Genomic DNA, 19,643 nt, shown 5'->3' on the forward strand with positions numbered 1-19,643 from the left:
TGGCGTGCTCTGAGTTAAAGTGTAACTGCTCACCGCAACTTTATTGCGGTGAGCAGTTACGACAAATGGCTACAAGCTATTATGAACTATGAACGGAATCTCTCCTTCTTCAGGGGGAGAGTTCCTCAATAAATAGACTGTTCGTTAAACCCTAGGCGATCGCCGTCCTCCTACACAAAAAAGAGTGGACTCTTTTCTCAGATCCACTCTCTGTTAAACTCTCTTAGTGCTAGCTTTAACAAGCTGGAGTTAAGTCCTTAGTTTACCTAGTTCTTAATGATTCTCTTGTCATGAATGACCACTTTGTCCTTGAGTTCAGGACTGCCAGATATCTGAATATCGCTATCCTTATTTCCCTCTGCGGCGGATTCGGCTAGATATTGGGCAGATGGCTTAACATCGTGCGCTGCACCTTTAGCAGATTGGGCTGCATTTTGGGCAGATGACTTAACATCCTGCGCTGCACCTTTAGCAGATTCGGTTGCATTTTGGGCCGATGACTTAACATCCTGCGCTGCACCTTTAGCAGATTCGGATGCGCTTTTAGCAGATGACTTGATTGATTCGGCTGCACTCTTGCCAGATGACTGAAGCGATTCGGTTGCACTTTTTATAGATGGCTCCACTGCCTTCGCTGTATCTTTTACAGTCGATCTAAGATCCTTAGTGGCACCCTCAATTTCCTGAGCTACAGCTTTGGCAGAAGGCTTAACTTCATCGGCAGTGTTCTTAATAGAGTTCGCTGCACTTTGTATAGAAGGCTTGACACCTTCGACTGTCTGCTTTACTGAATCTTTTACTTCTCTAATCGTAGGTTTAACTTCCTCGGATGCGCTCTTGACTGCATTTACTACAGAAGGCTTGGCTTCCTTCACTGTCTGATCGACAGATTCGGCTATACTTTTAATCGAAGGCTTAGTTTCCTCAACAGTCTCCTTGACTGCTTCTGCTGTAGCTTTGATAGATGGTTTAACTTCCTCAGCAGTTTCCTTTGCTACTGTCTCTAGCTCTTCTATAGTGTGTTTAATACCGTCTGCTACAGTGTGTGCGGCATCCCCTAAATTATCTACAGCACGGTTAACAGTATCAGCAGTACCTTTACCAATCATAGCGCCAGCAACTGAGCCTGCTACAGCACCAAGAATGCCCCCAGAGCGAGCACCCAGTATACCACCGACTGCTGCTCCAGCTATCCTCGCACCAAGGCCAGAGCCTGATGATTGATCTTCCTGTGATTCTGCATTTTCGTTAGTCTGAGCCTGAAGCTGCTGGTTCTCGCTATTGTCAACATTCTTTTCCTGGAAGTCAGGATTGGCTTCAGGCTGGTTAAAAGGCTGCTTATTATCAGTCATAAATATCCTTGGGTATTACTGCTACATTTACTAGGTTAACTATATATTTCTCAGAAAGTCTACTGCCTAAGAACTAGATTTTGACTGTTACTTAAGAAGTAGATTCTTAAAGGTACTGACCACTACGGCGCTAGCGGATAGCTGTTCATTCGACCTTGAAGAAGCTGGAGGTGCGCGTTAGCGAAGCCCGCCCCTACGGGAGGCTCATCAACGAAGAGGATCGCACATCTGGAACAGTCTTAGCTTAGCTATCCAAAAATAACTCATGTATACAGACTTGTTTACCGATTAAATGATTAATAAATATTCTAAAAAAATGTGGAGAACCAGCTTACAAATTAACGTTTTAAAAAAATATATTATATATATTAGAAAAATTTTACTATTAAATTATTGAATTAAGTGATTTTTTGGTAGACGTTGCTGATTTACGGTAGGAAAGGCTAAATATGCAAGTCATAGAAACCAGTATCCACAAAAATTCGGGATTTTCAACTGATTTTTTTTATACCCTGATTAAGCAACGCTAGATTTTGGAGTGATCTAACTCACGAGGAGAGCTCTTTGAACAGCAACTTGACCGCTTTAGCCACCAGACGCGATCGCACTTACGTGTAATTGGGCATAAGTTCGATCGCCCTCAACAAACTCAGCAAATCCAATTACTACCGGATCGTCACTCAAAGTACCCGATATCGACTACAGTAAACACAAAATATTATTGGCGGTGATTTGAGTGATTGAGAGTTTAGCAACAGGAATCGCAGCAGCAGGTTCGCTGCTAGCATTGGGCGGATTGGGCCTAGAGTTGAACTATCGCCGGACTGGGAGTGCAAATAAACTAGAACTTACAGCCGGAGAATGGCACTTAGCCATAAACGAACCCAATCGCTATCTTTTAGTCGGCGAAATGGAGTTCCGCAACCTGACACAGCGGTTCGAGGTGATGTTGCCGGAAGTGCGCGCACAGGTGAAACTGCTATCAGACGGAAGCTTGGATGGCGTGATTTCCCAGACAAAAGTCATTCCTTGCCACAAAGACGCAAAAGCCCGATCGGACGATTACTGGTTCGGCTATATTGTTAAAGCCCAACAAAACACCAAAATTAAAGTTTCCGTAGACATTCAAGGGCAAGATTTAACCAAATTGCAGTCAGCTTGGGTGCAAATACATTTCATCACCTACGGCCCCGGCGGGCGCATCCCCAAAGTCCGCAACGTAGTAGTCCCGCTGCAATTTCCCAACTCGGACACCGTACCCGTCGCCCGCAATGTCGGAGTTGCAGAAGTCTTACCGATTCGCACGCACATACTGGCCGAACTCGACAATCCCGTGGAAATTGTCAAGCGTTACGTTTTGCCGCGCGCCGAGAAAGGCGATATCGTCGCCCTCGCAGAAACTCCCCTAGCCTTGATGCAGGGGCGCTACCGCCATCCCAGCGAAGTTAAACCCGGATGGGTAGCTAAGCGAGTTTGCTTGTTTTTCTTGCCGATGTCGAGTTTGGCCACGGCTTGCGGGATGCAAACTTTGGTGGATGTAGTCGGGCCTTGGCGCGTAGTTGCAGCATTTGCGATCGGCGCTGTGGCTAAAATATTCGGTAAACCGGGAGTCTTCTACCAACTTGCAGGGGAACAAGCCAGACTAATCGACGATGTTACGGGGACTTTGCCTCCCTTCGACCAATTTATCGTGCTTGGCCCGGACAATCCCCAGCAAGTTGTAGAAGAAATTCAACGAGAAACGGGACTTGCGGCGGCGATCGTAGACGCTAACGACTTAAAAGCAGTTAAGATATTAGCAGCGACCTCCGATTTATCGATCGCATTTTTAGAGCAAGCCTTACGCAGTAACCCCGCCGGGAATGCTGACGAGCGAACACCGGTCGTTTTAATTCGACCTCTGCCACAGAAATCTTGAATTGAAAAATGAAAATTGAAAATTCAAAAACACGATTTGAAATTTTTAATTTTTGCTTGATCGAGAAAGGGTGAAGAATTAAAAGTTATAAGTTTTGAGTTCAAAACTTCCCTAACTCTTCCCCTTTCTTAAAAAGGTTTGATTTTTCAATTTCTATTCACCACTTTCGTGCTGTTACGGTTCTGAACTTTCGTTAGAGACTCGCCAGCGAATTACCAATTAAGCTGTTCTACATTTAAATTGTGTGTTAAAAAAATAATCATACTCTTGTGGTATAGGCTTCGACGCCGTACCGAATATGCAATTTAAATGCGCGACCAATTACCAATTACCAATCACTAATTACAAATTACCAATTACCAATTTATACCTCACCTGAGAACTTCTATATGACTTCATTTCCCTCTCAAAACCAAAACCAGGTTGTAATTCGCCCGTTTCAGTACCGCGATATCGAGGCGATGGAACAACTGTGCGCGGAAACAGCCGAACAATCAGAAAAACGCAAGGATGCAAGCTGCGACTTGGTACTAGGTAAAAAGTTGCAGCAGATTCGTCGCTGGTACGGACTGGTAAAGCTGTTTAGCTTGTTTCCCAACCCTTGTCAATCCCTGTTTCGGGCTCACGTTGCTGAGGAAGAGGGGACAGTTAAGGGCATAATTCAGATTTCTCCGTTCAACCGCACCCGCAGCACTTGGCGGATCGATCGCGTCGGAGTAGACCCAGAAGCCCGCAGCAAAGGCATTGGTTCGATGCTGATGCGCTACTGCTTCGAGGCAGTCTGGGAGGCACGCACCTGGTTGCTAGAGGTGAATGTGGGCGATAACACTTCCCTGGCTTTGTATCGCCAGAACGGGTTTCAGCCGTTGGCACAAATGACTTATTGGTCGATCGCCCCGGAACGCCTCCAAGAAATGGCCTCCGCGACGCCAGATTTGCCCAACCTGCTGCCTGTAAGCAACGCGGACGCTCAATTCCTATATCAACTCGATACCGCGTCTATGCCACCGTTAGTACGTCAAGTATTCGATCGGCATATTCAAGACTTCAAAACCAGTTTTTTGGGCGCATTGTTTGAAGGTGTCAAACAATGGCTGGGCAAAACAGAGGTAGTCAGCGCCTACGTATTTGAACCGCAGCGCAAAGCCGCGATCGGCTATTTTCAGGTACAGCTATCCCGCAACGGCCAACAGCCACACGTCGCCCAGTTGACTGTACACCCGGCCTACACTTGGCTGTACCCAGAACTGCTATCCCAGATGGCGCGCCTCGTTCAAGATTTCCCAGTTCAAAGCCTGCAACTGGCTTCCGCCGACTATCAGCCGGAACGGGAAGCTTATTTAGAGCAATTTGGAGCCGTGCGTCTGGAACACAGTTTGCTGATGTCGCGATCGGTGTGGCACAAATTGCGCGAGTCCAAATTAGTCTCTCTCGAAGGACTCCAGCTATCAGAAATGCTGCAAAGCTTCCAGCCAACTCGCAAACCAGTACCGGGCCGGATGTCCTGGCTCGGCCCGATGGCTGGAGAAGCCGCAACAGGGCCCGCGTCGTCCGAGATTAAACCCTTTTTGTTAGACTCAGGAAAAAGTCAAGCCGAGCGAGTTAACCCATTGAACAGCCAGAATTCCGAATCAGAAGTAACAGATGCTAGCAGCATTTTGCCTCCTTATTTGCCGGAATTACCTCTAGACGGCGTGCAAGAATAAGACTTAATTCCTGATAGAAAAAAGCAGAAAGTAGAAACTCGAAAAAAAACTACCTTCTGCTTTTTGTTGATATCGAGCCAAAAATACCAATCTTACTTCTGACTTTCTTCCCTTCTTCCCTTCTTCCTTCGCGTTTTTCGCGGCTAAGCGCTTCGCGCAGGCTACGCCAACGCGGTTTGTTAAATCATAATTATTGCCGCGAAAAAGCAGTAAATCTACAAACTAAAATTGATTAATGTCCAACGAAAAATTATGGATTTCTGCCCTCGGATTAGATATCGGCAGCAAACGAGTCGGCATCGCCGGATGTGACGGCACTGGTTTAATCGCTACGGGGATTACTACTCTGGTACGATCGTCCTTCGATCGAGATGTAGCTTACCTCAGAGGGCTCGTGCAAGAGCGGAGAGTGGAAATTTTGGTTGCTGGCTTGCCCTACTCCCTGAACGGAGAAGTGGGCGCTCAAGCCCGACAAGTCCAGAAATATGCTAGTCGCATCGCCACCGCCTTAGATCTCCCCCTAGAATACGCCGACGAGCGCCTGACTTCTGTTGGCGCAGAGGAACTGATCCGAGATCAAGGGATGTCGCCCTCGCAAAATAAGGGTTTGATCGATCGCAAAGCAGCGGCCTTGATTTTGCAGCAGTGGCTAGACGAGCGCAGGCAAAAGATCGGCGCAATTCCCAATCCTGATAGGTTGTAACACAGGCATGATATCCTAGTTGTGCAAGTTTGCTACGCACACCTGTAAGCGTTGACAGATGGGAGAAAATTCCCCAGAACCTCGGTACTGAAGCAGCACATAATTGTGATTTGTCCTCAGTGTCGCCGGCGGACTCGGCTAAGATTTAAACGCTGCACTCCTCGCCTGTGGAAAATGCCGCGAGTCTCGCGGTTTAAGTTTGTGGAATAGCGATCGCCCGATCGACCAGAAGATCGCCACGAAAACTCCCAGTTGTCAAGCAAACATTACTGAATTATTGACGGAAAATTAAGATACACGCGATGTCCTCATCCCCAAACCGCAAAGAGAATGGCAGTTCCAATGAAGAGTCCGTCACCCTGACGGATGAACTTGGGCGCAAGCTGACTTGCAACATAGAGCATTCGATGAGCCTAGAAGGTCAAGAATACGCTTTGCTGATTCCCATAGACTCTCCCGTAGAAATTTTTACTTGGCACGGAGACGAAACCGACGAAGCAGCAATTCCTGTAGAAGACGAGGCCGAAATTGACAAAATTTTTGATATCGCTACAGTTGTCCTGCAAGAGCAGAACTTGAAGCTACGGCGCACGGCAGTCACACTCACTGTGGTTGGCGAATTGCCGGAATTTCCCGACGAGGATTTGGCGCCTGATGTCGATCCTGATGAGGAGTCGGAGTTTGAGGAACTAATGTGGTTGACCAGCTTCTATCACGAAGAACAGGAATATGCCATTTATACGCCTCTCGACCCGTTCTTTATCTTGGCTAGAATGAATGATGATGGCGAGCCAGAATTACTCTCGGAAGAAGAGTTCCAAAGGCTAGAACCGATGTTACCTATGCTAGAAGATCAATTTTTTGACGAGCTTGATTAAATATTAATTGCAGTCAAAAGGCATGAGGCAAAAAGCAGAATATTTGACTATTTTATAAAAAAGTCAACTGCTCGCCCGATCGAACTTTTGCGAGATTGCACCTTAGCCCTGTCAGCTCAGGCTGTAGAACTGGGCAGCGTGAAGGGGATCTTTTCAAAGGCTAGTATCCGTAACTTTTCGGTCATCAATCGCAGGTCATCAGTCATTAGTCGCTACTTAATCGCCGCTTATCGAGGACAACGGACTTTGACATCCTCCACTGCCTAAAGGCGAGTGGATTCCCAAACCTCACGATTTAAGTTTCTGCTTCATCCACCGTTGCATACCACAGTTAAAAACCATGTACCGTCTTACACAGAGTCCACAGACTTTTATTCCCATTTCAGACTCATCCGATCCCGATCGTCCATCGGTACGGTGTCAGCAAAAGCTTTTTGTACTTGTTGCTTAAAGTTTTTACCTGTACAAGCATTTCTGTACAGAACCCCCTAACTTGAGTTTTCAAGGTGCATTGCCTACTGCTTGATTTTCGCTTTTCGGCAACTTAAGTGTACCACACAAAATATAAAGCCGTCCTTTTAGGACGGGGTTTCTACCCAAATTTTCGATGAGTAAAGAAGAACTGACAAAAGGCAGCGCGCGCGAGAGCCGAAAAGGTACTCGGCAAGTCTCTAAATGGTTGTTTTATCTGGCGTTGCTGCCGGCAATTTGGGGCGTTTGCGCTTGGCAAGGCTGGGCTTGGTGGAGCTGGGCTGCGGCGCCACCTAAAACAGCCACTCAGTCAACTTCCCCAGGACAGGATGCTGCTGTTTCAATCCAAATCCCCCCCGGTACTTCCAGTCAAAAAATCGGCCAGGATTTGGAAGCGGCGGGCTTAATTCGATCGGCAGGAGCATGGAATATGTGGGCCCGCTGGCTGACTATGCAAAACCGCGACGGAGGTTTTAAAGCCGGAACTTACCAACTGTCGCCGACTCAGCCCTTGAGTGCGGTTGCCGAGAAAATTTGGAAGGGTGAAGTCGTACAGCAGAGTTTTACCATCCCTGAAGGGTGGTCACTGCAACAAATGAGCACTTATTTTGAAGCGCAAGGTTTTTTTCCGGCTCAGGATTTTATGGCAGCGGCAAGTCAAGTTCCTTACGCTCAATACCCTTGGCTGCCGAGCGGCTTGCCTCATTTGGAAGGGTTTTTGTACCCGGATACTTATCAGCTAGACGGCGATGCAGTGAGTCCGCAAGCTGTCATTAAACAAATGCTCGATCGTTTTGAGCGGATAGCTTTGCCGGTCTATCAAAAAAATCAGAACAATACTAAGCTTTCTTTGAAAGAGTGGGTGACGCTGGCGAGTATTGTGGAAAAAGAAGCTGTGGTGGCGAGCGAGCGCAATCGCATTTCAGGCGTGTTCAATAACCGTCTGAAACTAAATATGACCTTGGGTTCCGATCCTACAGTTGAATATGCCCTCGGCATTAGGCAAACTAAGGAGAAGCCTTTGACTTTTAAGCAGGTGGAAACGCCTTCTCCTTACAATACTTATATCAATGTAGGGCTGCCCCCAACTCCGATCGCAGCTCCGGGAATTGCCAGTTTGGAAGCGACTCTGACTCCTGAAAATACGGAATATCTGTATTTTATGGCTCGGTACGACGGCACTCACATTTTCAGCCGCACTCAGGCGGAACACGATGCTGCTGTGGCGAAAATTGACCAAAAAGTGCGATCGGGTCAATAGATAGGCAATGACTAATACATAAGTAAAAAGTCAAAAGTTACAAAGCCAAAGCCAAAATCATTGACTTTTGATTTTTTACTTTCTCAATGTTGAACTTTCCATGTCTTATTTCTCAATCTAAAATCTAAAATCTAAAATCATTATGACTTGGGGCAAACTACTACAGCCTGACTTAGTTTTAGGCAATTCGGTCGTAAATTTAACGGCTGATATTCTTGAGAAATATCATATTAAAGGATTAGTATTGGATGTGGACGAAACCCTAGTTCCCATGACAGCAATGAATGCTTCTGAGGAACTCAGCCTGTGGGTGGAAGAAATAAAACCGGTAGTATCGCTGTGGTTGGCGAGCAATAATTTAAGTCAGACTCGGATCGGTAGAATTGCTGAGTCTTTGAATCTACCTTACATCACTGGTGCAGCTAAGCCGTCGCGCCGCAAGTTACGCAAAGCTGTGACGGCGATGAATTTGCCTGTGGAACAAGTGGCGATGGTGGGCGATCGACTTTTTACTGATGTTTTGGCCGGCAATCGTTTGGGTATGTTTACTATTTTAGTCGAGCCAATGGTTGATGCAGGCTATGCGATGCGGAAATATCCGGTGCGTTCTTTTGAAGTTTGGGTGTCTCAAGCTTTGGGGGCATCTCTTGATCACAGAAAGTAGTCATTAGTTATTAGTCGTTATTCATTAAACTGTTGCACATTTAAATTATGGGCGTTGCTGAATTAGGGTATGATACGGGCAAAAATATGAGAGGGGAGCCGCAAATGATTTCTGGGATTTTGATGGGAATTGGAACATCTCCAAATTTGAGATAATGAATTAGTAATTTAGGCGTTGCTTAATCAGGGTATGAAATAAATAATTTTAAAATCCAGAAGCTTTGTAGACGCTGGTTTTTATGAATTGCATATTTAGCCTTTCATACCGTAAATCAGCAACGCCGACAAATCTTTCACCCTGGGTCTGTTCTAAAATTCACGGTTGCTTAAATTTGACACCCGCGGGTTTCCTGTAAAGTGCTTTTGTACTGTTAGGAAACTTTAGCGGGCGTCATTTTATTTGAGATTTGAGATTTGAGATTTGGGGATTTGAGTTCTAAAAGTTAATAATTTCAGTTCTGGACGGATGGGGGGCTAGAAACCCGGTTCTGAGGTCTGCGTGCGCAAGTTTTATAATTGTAGGCGCAACGGCTGCGATGAAAGTGCTGATTATCGACTCCCCTCTCCACCGCTTTATGGTCAATTTCCATTAAATTTTCTTACAAATGCTTGACAAAAAAACCGATAATATATAGATTAATTCCTGGTATTTTTTGTATAACTGCGGGAACTTCAGACATATAGAATAATAGCAACTGCCGCAGGTGCCAGCTATGTCCTCAGAGAAAGCATTAATTCTTGATTTTGCCCAGACAGAGGCGATGAAATTGATTTTGCCGCATCCGGCAATTCTATCTAGTCACGGCGCAAATTGGGAGGGGATTCATGTCGAATATCACCATCAGCCGCCAAACGAATCTCCCGAACACTCTCTCCAACAGCACAGCATTGGCATAATACTCTCTTCAGCTATCGGGGGAGTAGCACTGAACGGGAAACGCTACGGTAGCCAACCCTGCCAAAGTGGAGAGATGTTCATCGCTGCTGCTGGTACTGATTTTCAGTCATACGCAGTTGAAGAACAGGAATTTATGGCGATCGCCCTTGAACCAGACCACTTCGACAATACAGTTCACGAATCCACAAACGGGAATCTCATTGAAATTATACCGCACTGGCAAACCCGCGATCCATTAATTTTCGGCATTGGCTGGGCCCTCAAAACCGAACTTGAATCAGGTGGATTAAACGGTACTCTCTATGTCGATGCACTGAAAAACGCCCTTTCACTTCATTTGTTGCACCACTATTGTGCACAAAAACCCAAGCTACAAGATTTTGCAGGCGGTCTCGATCCTAGCAAATTGCAGATAGTTATTGACTACATCAATGACTATCTCAACCGAGACTTGCACTTAAGCGAACTTGCTAATCTAGTCCACATGAGTCCTTATTATTTCACTCGTTTGTTCAAACAATCTACTGGAATCCCGCCGCATCAGTACGTCACAAAATGCCGGATTGAGAAAGCCAAATTGTTGTTAAAACAGCCAGAATTTTCCATAGCATATATCTCCCAGCAAGTCGGGTTTAAAGACCAAAGTCACTTTAGCAAAACTTTCTGTAAAATCGTCGGTTTGAATCCGAAGAAGTATCGCGATCGACTTTAAATTTAGCAAAAGGAAACAACGCTGTGTTGTGTCCCTACATATAATATTTATTTTCCCATTTGTAGGGACACTCCAAGAGCCCATTGGTGATAACAATCGCCTAAAACCCCTGAGAAATCTCGCTTTTACCTGAGTCTAGATCCCCCTAAATCCCCCTTAAAAAGGGGGACTTTGATCGGACTCTTGTCCCCGCCTTTTTTAAGGGGGGCTAGGGGGGATCTGGCCCTAATCGTCAAACAACACTCTGTGACTGGGTTTGACGTTAAGTTGACACCAATGAGCTCTTGGAGTGTCCTTGACTGCCGTGTCCTTGACAATCGCGTGTTCCGCAGTCAAAGGACACAACAGTGTTGTGTCCCTACATATATGCCTTCAGGACTGGATAATATCTCGATCAATCCACATGATCGTCGATTTGTATGAGAGATTATACCGAGCCCGTAGCCCGTGTTACAATTTTTAATCAAAAATCCGAGAAATTTCGCAAGAAAATTGTATTTTTCGTAAATTATTCGCAAGAATTTACTATACAGCAGAGCTGGTGCTTGTATATACTTAGTCGCATAACATCAACCAGGGGTACCAGCTATGAGCTCTCAAAATCAACAGGCATCTTACGGTCAGATTCCCTTAAGTTTTATTGCAAATGCTGGACAAACTGACCAAAATGTGCAATTTCAGGTAAAAGGTGCCGGTCACAGCATCTTTTTCAGTCCCAACGAAATCTCCTTCACTGCTTTCTCTACACCAACTGAACCGGGAAATCCAGCAACAGCAACTTCTGCGACTGTCCGCAGCAGCTTAGCCAACAGCAACCCCAATCCCACAATTTCCGGCTTGCAACAATTGCCGGGAGTTGCTAACTTTCTCTTAGGCGAAGATTCCAGTCAATGGCACACCAACGTCCCCACATTTAACGGCGTAGTTTATCAAAACGTATATCAAGGAATTGACCGCGTTTTTAAAGGGACAGAAGGACAACTTAAAAGCGAGTTTTTGGTTGCACCTTTGGCAGATCCGAGCCAAATTCGGATGAACTATAGTGGAGTTAGCGATATCCGGTTGCGAGACGACGGAGCACTGATATTAGAAACACCGCTGGGCGAATTAATTGATAACGCACCGATAGTTTATCAAGATATCAACGGACAGCGGGTGAATGTTCCCGCCGCTTACAATTTATTAGGAAACGGTCAAGTTAATTTTACTTTGGGAAATTTTGACCCCACTCAACCCCTCGTTATTGACCCGGTTTTAGCTTACTCGACTTACTTAGGCGGCAGCGGAAGTGAGGGTGCTAACCGCCTCGCGGTAGATAGCACTGGTGCTGCTTACATTATTGGAACTACTGTTAACAATTTTCCTACTACTCCTGGTGCTGTCCAAACTACACCAGGAGGGGGTTTAGTAGATTTCTTAGTTACCAAAATCAATCCTGAAGGAACCGCATTAGTTTACTCTACATATATCGGTGGTGATCGCGATGATTACGGTTTTGGGATTGCGGTAGACAGTCAAGGTAATGCTTATTTAACCGGACAAGTCGATCCGGGTTATCCAACTACACCAGGTGCTTTTCAACCGACAATACCTGGTTACAATACTGGCGTAACAAAACTAAATGCGGCTGGGAATGCTCTAGTTTATTCTACTTTTTTAGGCGGTGGCGGAAATAGTCTCGGCAACGGCATTGCTGTAGATAGTAGCGGGAATGCTTATGTTGCTGGGCTGGCGGGCTCCGGTTTCCCCACAACTCCCGGTGTATCACAGCCTACATCCGGGGGCGACATTGATGCGTTTATTACTAAAGTTAATCCAACTGGCAGTGCTTTAGTTTATTCTACTTATTTCGGCGGTACCGCTCGCGAAGATGCTCAAGCCATTGCCATAGACAATAACGGTAATGCCTACGTTACCGGACTTACTTATTCTTCTGACTTACCGGGGACAGATTTAGGCTTTCAAAATGCCATTTTAGGTGGCTATGATGGTTTTGTCGGTAAATTTGATGCGAATGGTGCGCGCGCTTATTCCACTTATTTAGGTGGCACCGGCGATGATAAAGGTGCTGACATTGCTGTAGATAGTGCTGGAAATGCCTATGTTGTGGGAATTACCACTTCAACTGATTTTCCTATAGCTAGTACGACAATTCAAGCTGCTAATGCAGGTGGTGCTAATGATGCTTTTGTCGTCAAGTTAAATCCTAATGGTGTTAATTTGACTTATTCAACTTATTTGGGCGGCAGCGGAGATGACAATGGCCATCGCATTACGGTAGACAGTGCGAATAATGTTTATGTGACGGGGGATACGACTTCGACTAATTTCCCGATTAAGAATGCTCTTCAAAGTGTCAGCGGTGGCGGCAAAGATGCTTTTGTCACGAAAATTAATTCATCGGGTTCTGCCTTAGTTTATTCTACTTATCTTGGCGGCAGCGGCGACGAGTACGGTAATGGTATTGCGGTGGATAGTTCGGGTGCAGTTTATGTTGCTGGTTCTACTGCTTCTACTAATTTGCCAACAGCAAATCCTTTCCAAGCGGCGAATGGGGGAAGTGCCGATGTTTTTATTACTAAACTAATTCCTGGGGGACCGCAGGTAAAGATTATTGAGTCGGGCGGCAGCACTAATGTTGCAGAAAGTGGCACGACGGATACTTATACAGTTGTTCTGACTAATCAGCCTACTGCAAATGTGGCGATCGCGCTCAACACCGGCACAGAAATTAAGCCGATTGCTGGCCTTAATTTCACTCCAACTAACTGGTTTTTACCGCAAACCGTGACAGTCAGCGCAGTTGATGATACTGTCGCAGAAACTTCGCCGCACGCTGGCCCGATCGCCCATACTGCTATCAGTACCGATGCTAATTATAACGGCGCGACTGCAAGTTTTACAGTTAACGGTACTGCGGGCAATGCTGTCAATGCTAACATCACCGATAACGACATCGCAGGCGTTACCATTACTCCTGCTACTACGACTGCTACGGAAGGCGGTGTCAATGGCAGTTATACCGTTAAATTAAATACTCAACCGATCGCACCTGTGACGATTAACGTGGCTACAGGCAGTCAAATTCAACCAATTACAGCACTGAATTTTACTGCAACTAATTGGAATGTCGCTCAAACTGTGGCGGTGGCTGCTGTTGACGACAATTTAGTTGAAGGAAATCATACAGGTGCGATCGCCCATACTGCTACCAGTAGCGATGTTAAGTATAATGGCGTCACCATTGGGGGTGTCAATGTCGCCATTACCGATAACGATACAGCAGGTTTCAGCGTTGCACCTACGAACATAACAGCTACAGAAGGCGGTGCCACTGGCAGTTACAAAATCCAACTCACAGCCCAACCGACTGCACCAGTTAATATTAGCTTTAATACTGGCAGTCAAATTAGCCCGATCGCCACACCGATTACTTTTGACAGCACTAACTGGAATGTTGCCAAAACTGTGACTGTGACTGCGATCGATGACAATCTAGCACAAGGAACCCACAGCGGCACGATCGCTCACACAGCTACCAGTACCGACGCCAATTATAACGCCAAAGCGATTCCCGATGTGACGGCATCGATTACTGATAACGATAGCCCCGGTGTGTCGATCGTGCAAGCGGCAGGCAGTACAAATATTGCTGAAGGAGGTGCAACCGATACCTATGGCGTAGTTTTGACTACCGCACCTACTGCAAACGTGACGATTAATTTTGACGCGGGTACTCAAATTAGTACGATCGCACCTATCACTTTTACGCCGACTAATTGGAATGTTGCTCAAAATGTGACTGTTAGCGCGATCGATGACAGTATAGCCCAAGGAACCCACAGCGGGACGATCGCTCACACTTCTGTCAGTACCGATACTTTGTATAATGGGCTGACAATTTCTCCCGTGACTGCGACGATTGCTGATAACGATACGGCTGGTGTGACTGTTTCACCGGCAAGTACAACTGCGACAGAAGGCGGTGCAACTGGCAGTTATACACTTAAGCTAAATTCGCAGCCGACGGCGTTAGTTACTCTCAGCTTTGATGCGGGAAATCAAATAAGTGCGATCGCCTCTGTTAGCTTCGACTCTACTAACTGGAATGTGGCGAAGTCAGTCACAGTCACGGCTACAGATGATGCGGTTGTCGAAGGAAATCATGCGGGCAGTATTTCTCATAGCGCTGCGAGTGCTGATAGCAAGTATAGTGCGATCGGCATTCCGGTTGTCAATGTCGCCATTACCGATAACGACACTGCGCCAACGCCAACGCCTGTTACCCCAACGCCAACGCCTGTTACCCCAACGCCAACGCCAACACCTGTTACCCCAACGCCAACACCTGTTACCCCAACGCCAACACCTGTTACCCCAACGCCAACACCTGTTACCTCAACGCCAACACCTGTTACCTCAACGCCAACACCTGTTACCCCAACGCCAACGCCTGTTACCCAACGCCAACGCCTGTTACCCCAACGCCAACACCTGTTACCCCAACGCCAACACCTGTTACCCCAACGCCAACACCTGTAGGCATTACCGATAACAAAACCCTATGGTGCGGTTTGGAAAAAGGATTAGACAAACTGGAAAACATTGTTAACGAACAACTCAATGTGTTCAAATTGCCAATTTTAGGGCGACTCAGCGGTATTTCTCCTAATTTTATTAGCGATTTCAAAAATAGTCTAGTCAATACGGTTAAAAATGCAACTGATTTCACACCTAGTCAGCTAGAAAATAGCATTCAGGAGGTTGTTGGTTCGGCATTCGATGTTAAAGTCGAGAGTAGTTCAAATCCCAATGACACTAACTTAGTCATTAAAATCGGCAAAAAATATCAGCTCGATAATATTAATTTTGCTGAAGATTTAGGGCTGCCAGCACTAGGCTTAAAAGTCAAAAAAACTCCGAAGCCCGGGAGTCAAATTTTCGCGGCACCGACGGCAAATCTATCTCGTTTTACCAATTTATCCAATGAGATAGAAGCATCAAGTATCAATTCCACTATCAGCGATTCAGACACATTAGCAACTATTATAGATAGTGGTAATGTATCTCGTTTTAGTTCAAGCGTTCCTTATCAAACAGCGATTTCACCAGTTGCTTCTAAATTCTTAAATCTACCTGAGCAATTACCCAACTTTGACTATGAGTTATCTATTGGTGTCGGTTACAACAAAGATTTTGGCTGCTACATCGATACTGACAATACCAAATTAAATGCTAACTTTAAGTTAGGACTTCCTAAAAAATTCAAACCTCAAGCCAACCTCGCTTTTTTACAAGCTGAATTCACCGACGATCCGGAAAACCCAACTCAACTAGATGCCAACTTTGAAGTCAAGTTGAATGACTTAGATAATCTGGGCGGCGCTGATGATGGCAATCGTTTAACTTTGTCTGAGTTAGACGGCAGTTATCAGTTAGAAGACTTATTTCAATCTAGCTTAACCAGTAATGCCAATCTCGGTTTGCACGGCAAAACTAGCATCGACGGAGATGCTGCTTTTCCATCTTTTGACTTCGATTTAGCAGTCAATTGGCCGCTGATTGATTATAAGAATGGTAAATTAAATAATTCGCCTTCATCCTCAACTTCTCCGTCAAGTTCATCGAGTATATCAAATTTCAATTCAGCACTTTTATCTAGCCCAAATTTTTCAGCGTTAAATCAATCGCTAGGTTCCGCAAATTCAAACACAGGCACGACTTCAAATTCATCTTCATTCTTGCCATCAAATAATCAGGGAAATATAGGTTCGCCAACCACCGACAATCCCTTTGGCGGATTGCCTAACCCGAAAGTCGAATTCAACAACCTCAAACTCGATTTAGGAACCTTTATCAGTAACTTAGCTAAACCAATACTCACCACTGTTTCTGATATAATCGATCCTTTTAGACCTGTTATCGATTTCCTGAATACAGACACTAAGTTACTGTCAGAAATTGGCGTTGCTGGCCCCTTCGATAACAATGGAGATGGCAAAGTTTCGATATTGGAACTGGCAACTAAATTATCCACGGGTAATGTTGCTACTGACTTCTTAAATGCAGTTGTCAAAATCGACGAGATATCGCAATTGGCAAATAGCCTGTCAAACTCTTCAGGAAATATTGCGATCGATTTAGGCTCCTACAGTTTAGGGAATATTAATGTTGCCAAGCCCAACTCTAGCCTCAAAAACAAAACACCGAAACTGACAAACTCAGTGTCGGATATTTCTCAACAAATTAATTCTAAAACAGGCGGCAATCAAAAAAAGTTTGTCAATAAATTTAAGAGTGTTTCTGGCTTAGATTTGCCAATTTTAACGAAGCCAGAAACAGCGATTCAACTCCTTTTAGGAAAGCCAGATGTTGTCCTTTTCACCTACGATATGCCTCCCCTGGGAATAGACTTCAATTTTAGAAAAGAGTTTCCTATATTTGGGCCGATATCAGGATTGATTGAAGGCAACTTTAATGCGTCAGCACACCTCGCATTTGGGTATGATACCTACGGATTAAAAGAATGGAAAGACGATGAATTTTCTCCGTCATCAGCCTACAGAGTTTTAGATGGTTTTTACGTGAGCGATCGCGCAAATGCCGATGGTACTGGTGCGGATGTTGATGAACTTAAAATCAATGCTGGTATTAAAGCAGGTGTCGGAGTAAATGCAGTGGTTGCCAGCCTTTATGGAACGGCTGGAATAGAAGGAAGCATAGGCATTGATTTAGTAGATATTGGAGAAAACAACGGCACAAGCGACGGTAAAATCCGAGGTTCTGAAATTGGCTCCCGCATTAGCAAACCCTGGGAACTTTTTGATATATCAGGTCAAGTTAATGCTTTTTTAGGGCTAGAGGTTCAAGCTATAGTTCCTTGGGAATTTTGGGAAGGAAAACAAACAGTTTGGAAAAAAGATTTTGCCACATTTGAGTTAGCAAAATTTGGCACTGGAGAAAGTTCAAGAAAGAGCGGTAGCGGTGTTAACAGTTACCTGACTGGAGCCAAAGTTTTCTTTGATGCTAACTTTAACGGCATCCAAGATGAAAAAGAACCTTTCACAATTTCTAACGTCGATGGCAGTTTTAACTTAGATGTCTCTCTCCCCGAATTTGACAAAAACAACAGCGGCGAACTCGAACCGGATGAAGGCAGACTTGTCGTTACTGACGGCATCAATACGGCGACTTATTTACCGCAGCAAACGCCACTAACTGCAACACCAGATGCTACGGTGGTTACTCCTTTAACCACTTTGATGGAGAAGTTGGTTGCACAAGGTATTAATCCTAATGAAGCAGAGACTAAAGTTAAAGCAGCATTTGGAGTATCGCCAGCAATTGACTTGACTAGCTACGATCCGCTACAAGCAATTACCCAAAATGACTCTAACGGTTTGGCTGTTTATGCAGCGCATATTCAGGTACAAAATGCAATTGTTTTGACAACGAATTTGATTAGCGGTGATTCCAATATTGCTAAAACTGAAATTGCCGATCGCCTAATTTCTACCATTGCTAACCAAATTCAATCCGGCGCTGTCGATTTAACCAATCCCGCGCAATTACAAACCGTCATTCAGTCAGCCGCCACTCAACTGCAAGCACAGACAGCATCTAATCTTGCACCGGAAGTTGCTAAAATTATCGCAGAAGGGAATCAGCGGGTACGGGCGATCGCCTCCAGCAACCTCCCATTAGCAGACGCAGCAACTAAAATTGCCAAGGTACAACAAGTAGAACAAGGTGAAGTTGCCAAAGACTTGCAGCAAGTCGCGATCGGCAGCAAGACAATTCAAGAGGCGATCGCCGAAAATACAGGCACATCTTTAGACGCACAAATTCAATCAGCAACCGTCAATAACCCAACAATTCGCCAGAGTGTAAACAGTGACTCCACTCCTGCCCAACCTTTCCCCGACAGCGGCATAGAATTAGTCAACAATTCCCCCAATCAAAAAATCGGTACTGATGGCGACGATACTCTAGGCGGCGACAGCAGCGACGATGTTTTCAGCGGCAAAAAAGGGAATGATTTGATTTTCGGGTTTAACGGCAATGACTGGATTAATGGCAATCAAGGCAATGACTTAATCAATGGCGGTTTTGGCGACGATACCCTTTACGGTGGCAAGGGAATTGATACTATCACCGGTAGCGACGGTGGCGATATCATCTTTGGCAATCTAGGTGATGATATCCTAGACGGTAGCACTGGCAATGATACCTTGCGCGGCGGCAAAGGCAACGATCTGCTCAATGGCGGTGATGGCGACGACTTCCTCAGCGGTGAAATGGGAGATGATAGCTTGATTGGAGGCATCGGGAGCGATCGCTTCCTACTATCTGCCAATTCTGGCATTGATACGATCGCCGATTTTGAAGATGGCACAGATTTACTAACACTCGCCAGCGGCATTACTTTTGCACAATTGGCGATCGCTCAAAATGGCGGTGCAACCTTAATTCGCTTGGCGGCAACCGGAGAAATTTTAGCTTCTCTAAATGGGGTGTCGTCCAGTCTGATTAGTGCAGTCGATTTCAACTGATATCTTGCACTGATCGCAATAGTCCTTTGACCCCTCTCCCCTCCCCTCGATCGGAGAGGGAAGCCCAATTCTTACTCCCCTTCCGAATAACAAATTTATTCCTTTCCCTCTCCTTGTTCATTGCCTTAATAGACAAGCACAGCTATTCCTGACAAATGATTAAGCGGGGTAAGTAGACAAGCGCGAAAAAACAATAAAATATTTTAGGGGCGGATTTAGCCTGGATCGCGAGATACAAGAGAGTTTATTAGTGCAAAACCCCCCCCGACCCACGTTTTGTTTATTTGTACCCACTTACTTATAGAAGCCGGATTTGGTATAAATTACACTGCTTAATTTCGGTATATTACAAAAAATTAAGTAATTTCACGACAAAAATTATAATTAATGTAAATTTTTGATGAGGATTTCAGTAAAAAGGCTATGTTCGATTCACATGAATTTCTTTGCATGCGCCAGATATTAATCAAACCCCTTGCATAGCTGCCAGCGGTCTAGACATCAGCTATGACAATTGTTAGCCGATCGG

General features: G+C 45.3%; 10 protein-coding genes. 9 read left to right on the forward strand and 1 reads right to left on the reverse strand.

Translation table 11 applies throughout. The features are described from left to right. Positions 1–266 precede the first annotated feature (266 nt). Positions 267–1,352 carry a hypothetical protein gene (locus K4039_RS07815; RefSeq protein ID WP_265234585.1) on the reverse strand — a complete coding sequence of 362 codons (1,086 nt, stop codon included), beginning with the start codon at positions 1,350–1,352 and terminating at the stop codon, positions 267–269. A gap of 736 nt (positions 1,353–2,088) precedes the next feature. Here K4039_RS07815 and K4039_RS07820 point away from each other — a divergent pair. From K4039_RS07820 to K4039_RS07860, 9 genes are all read left to right on the forward strand, one after another. Then, complete coding sequence (locus K4039_RS07820) at positions 2,089–3,270, forward strand: coenzyme F420-0:L-glutamate ligase (protein WP_265234586.1); 1,182 nt, start codon at positions 2,089–2,091, stop codon at positions 3,268–3,270. Between the two features lie 389 nt (positions 3,271–3,659). Next, complete coding sequence (locus K4039_RS07825; protein WP_265234587.1) at positions 3,660–4,976, forward strand: GNAT family N-acetyltransferase; 1,317 nt, start codon at positions 3,660–3,662, stop codon at positions 4,974–4,976. Positions 4,977–5,211: 235 nt separating this feature from the next. Continuing rightward, positions 5,212–5,679: a Holliday junction resolvase RuvX gene (ruvX, locus tag K4039_RS07830; RefSeq protein WP_265234588.1), complete on the forward strand. Its 468-nt coding sequence runs from the start codon at positions 5,212–5,214 to the stop codon at positions 5,677–5,679. 302 nt (positions 5,680–5,981) lie between these two features. Continuing rightward, entirely contained in the window at positions 5,982–6,557 is a 576-nt protein-coding gene (locus K4039_RS07835; protein WP_265234589.1) for a DUF3727 domain-containing protein, read from the forward strand. Between the two features lie 607 nt (positions 6,558–7,164). After that, a complete protein-coding gene (gene mltG, locus K4039_RS07840; protein WP_265234590.1) occupies positions 7,165–8,289 on the forward strand; it encodes an endolytic transglycosylase MltG in 1,125 nt (374 codons plus the stop codon). A 142-nt stretch (positions 8,290–8,431) separates the two neighbouring features. After that, positions 8,432–8,953, forward strand: a complete 522-nt coding sequence (locus tag K4039_RS07845; protein WP_265234592.1) for a YqeG family HAD IIIA-type phosphatase — start codon at positions 8,432–8,434, stop codon at positions 8,951–8,953. Between the two features lie 712 nt (positions 8,954–9,665). After that, positions 9,666–10,562, forward strand: coding sequence for a helix-turn-helix transcriptional regulator (locus K4039_RS07850; RefSeq protein WP_265234593.1), 897 nt, complete (start codon positions 9,666–9,668; stop codon positions 10,560–10,562). A 588-nt stretch (positions 10,563–11,150) separates the two neighbouring features. Continuing rightward, a complete protein-coding gene (locus tag K4039_RS07855; RefSeq protein ID WP_265234594.1) occupies positions 11,151–15,104 on the forward strand; it encodes an SBBP repeat-containing protein in 3,954 nt (1,317 codons plus the stop codon). Between the two features lie 32 nt (positions 15,105–15,136). Beyond that, positions 15,137–19,114, forward strand: coding sequence for a calcium-binding protein (locus K4039_RS07860; protein ID WP_265234595.1), 3,978 nt, complete (start codon positions 15,137–15,139; stop codon positions 19,112–19,114). Positions 19,115–19,643: the final 529 nt, after the last annotated feature.

The organism is Lyngbya sp. CCAP 1446/10, assembly GCF_026130175.1.
Classification (GTDB): Bacteria; Cyanobacteriota; Cyanobacteriia; order Cyanobacteriales; family Microcoleaceae; genus Microcoleus.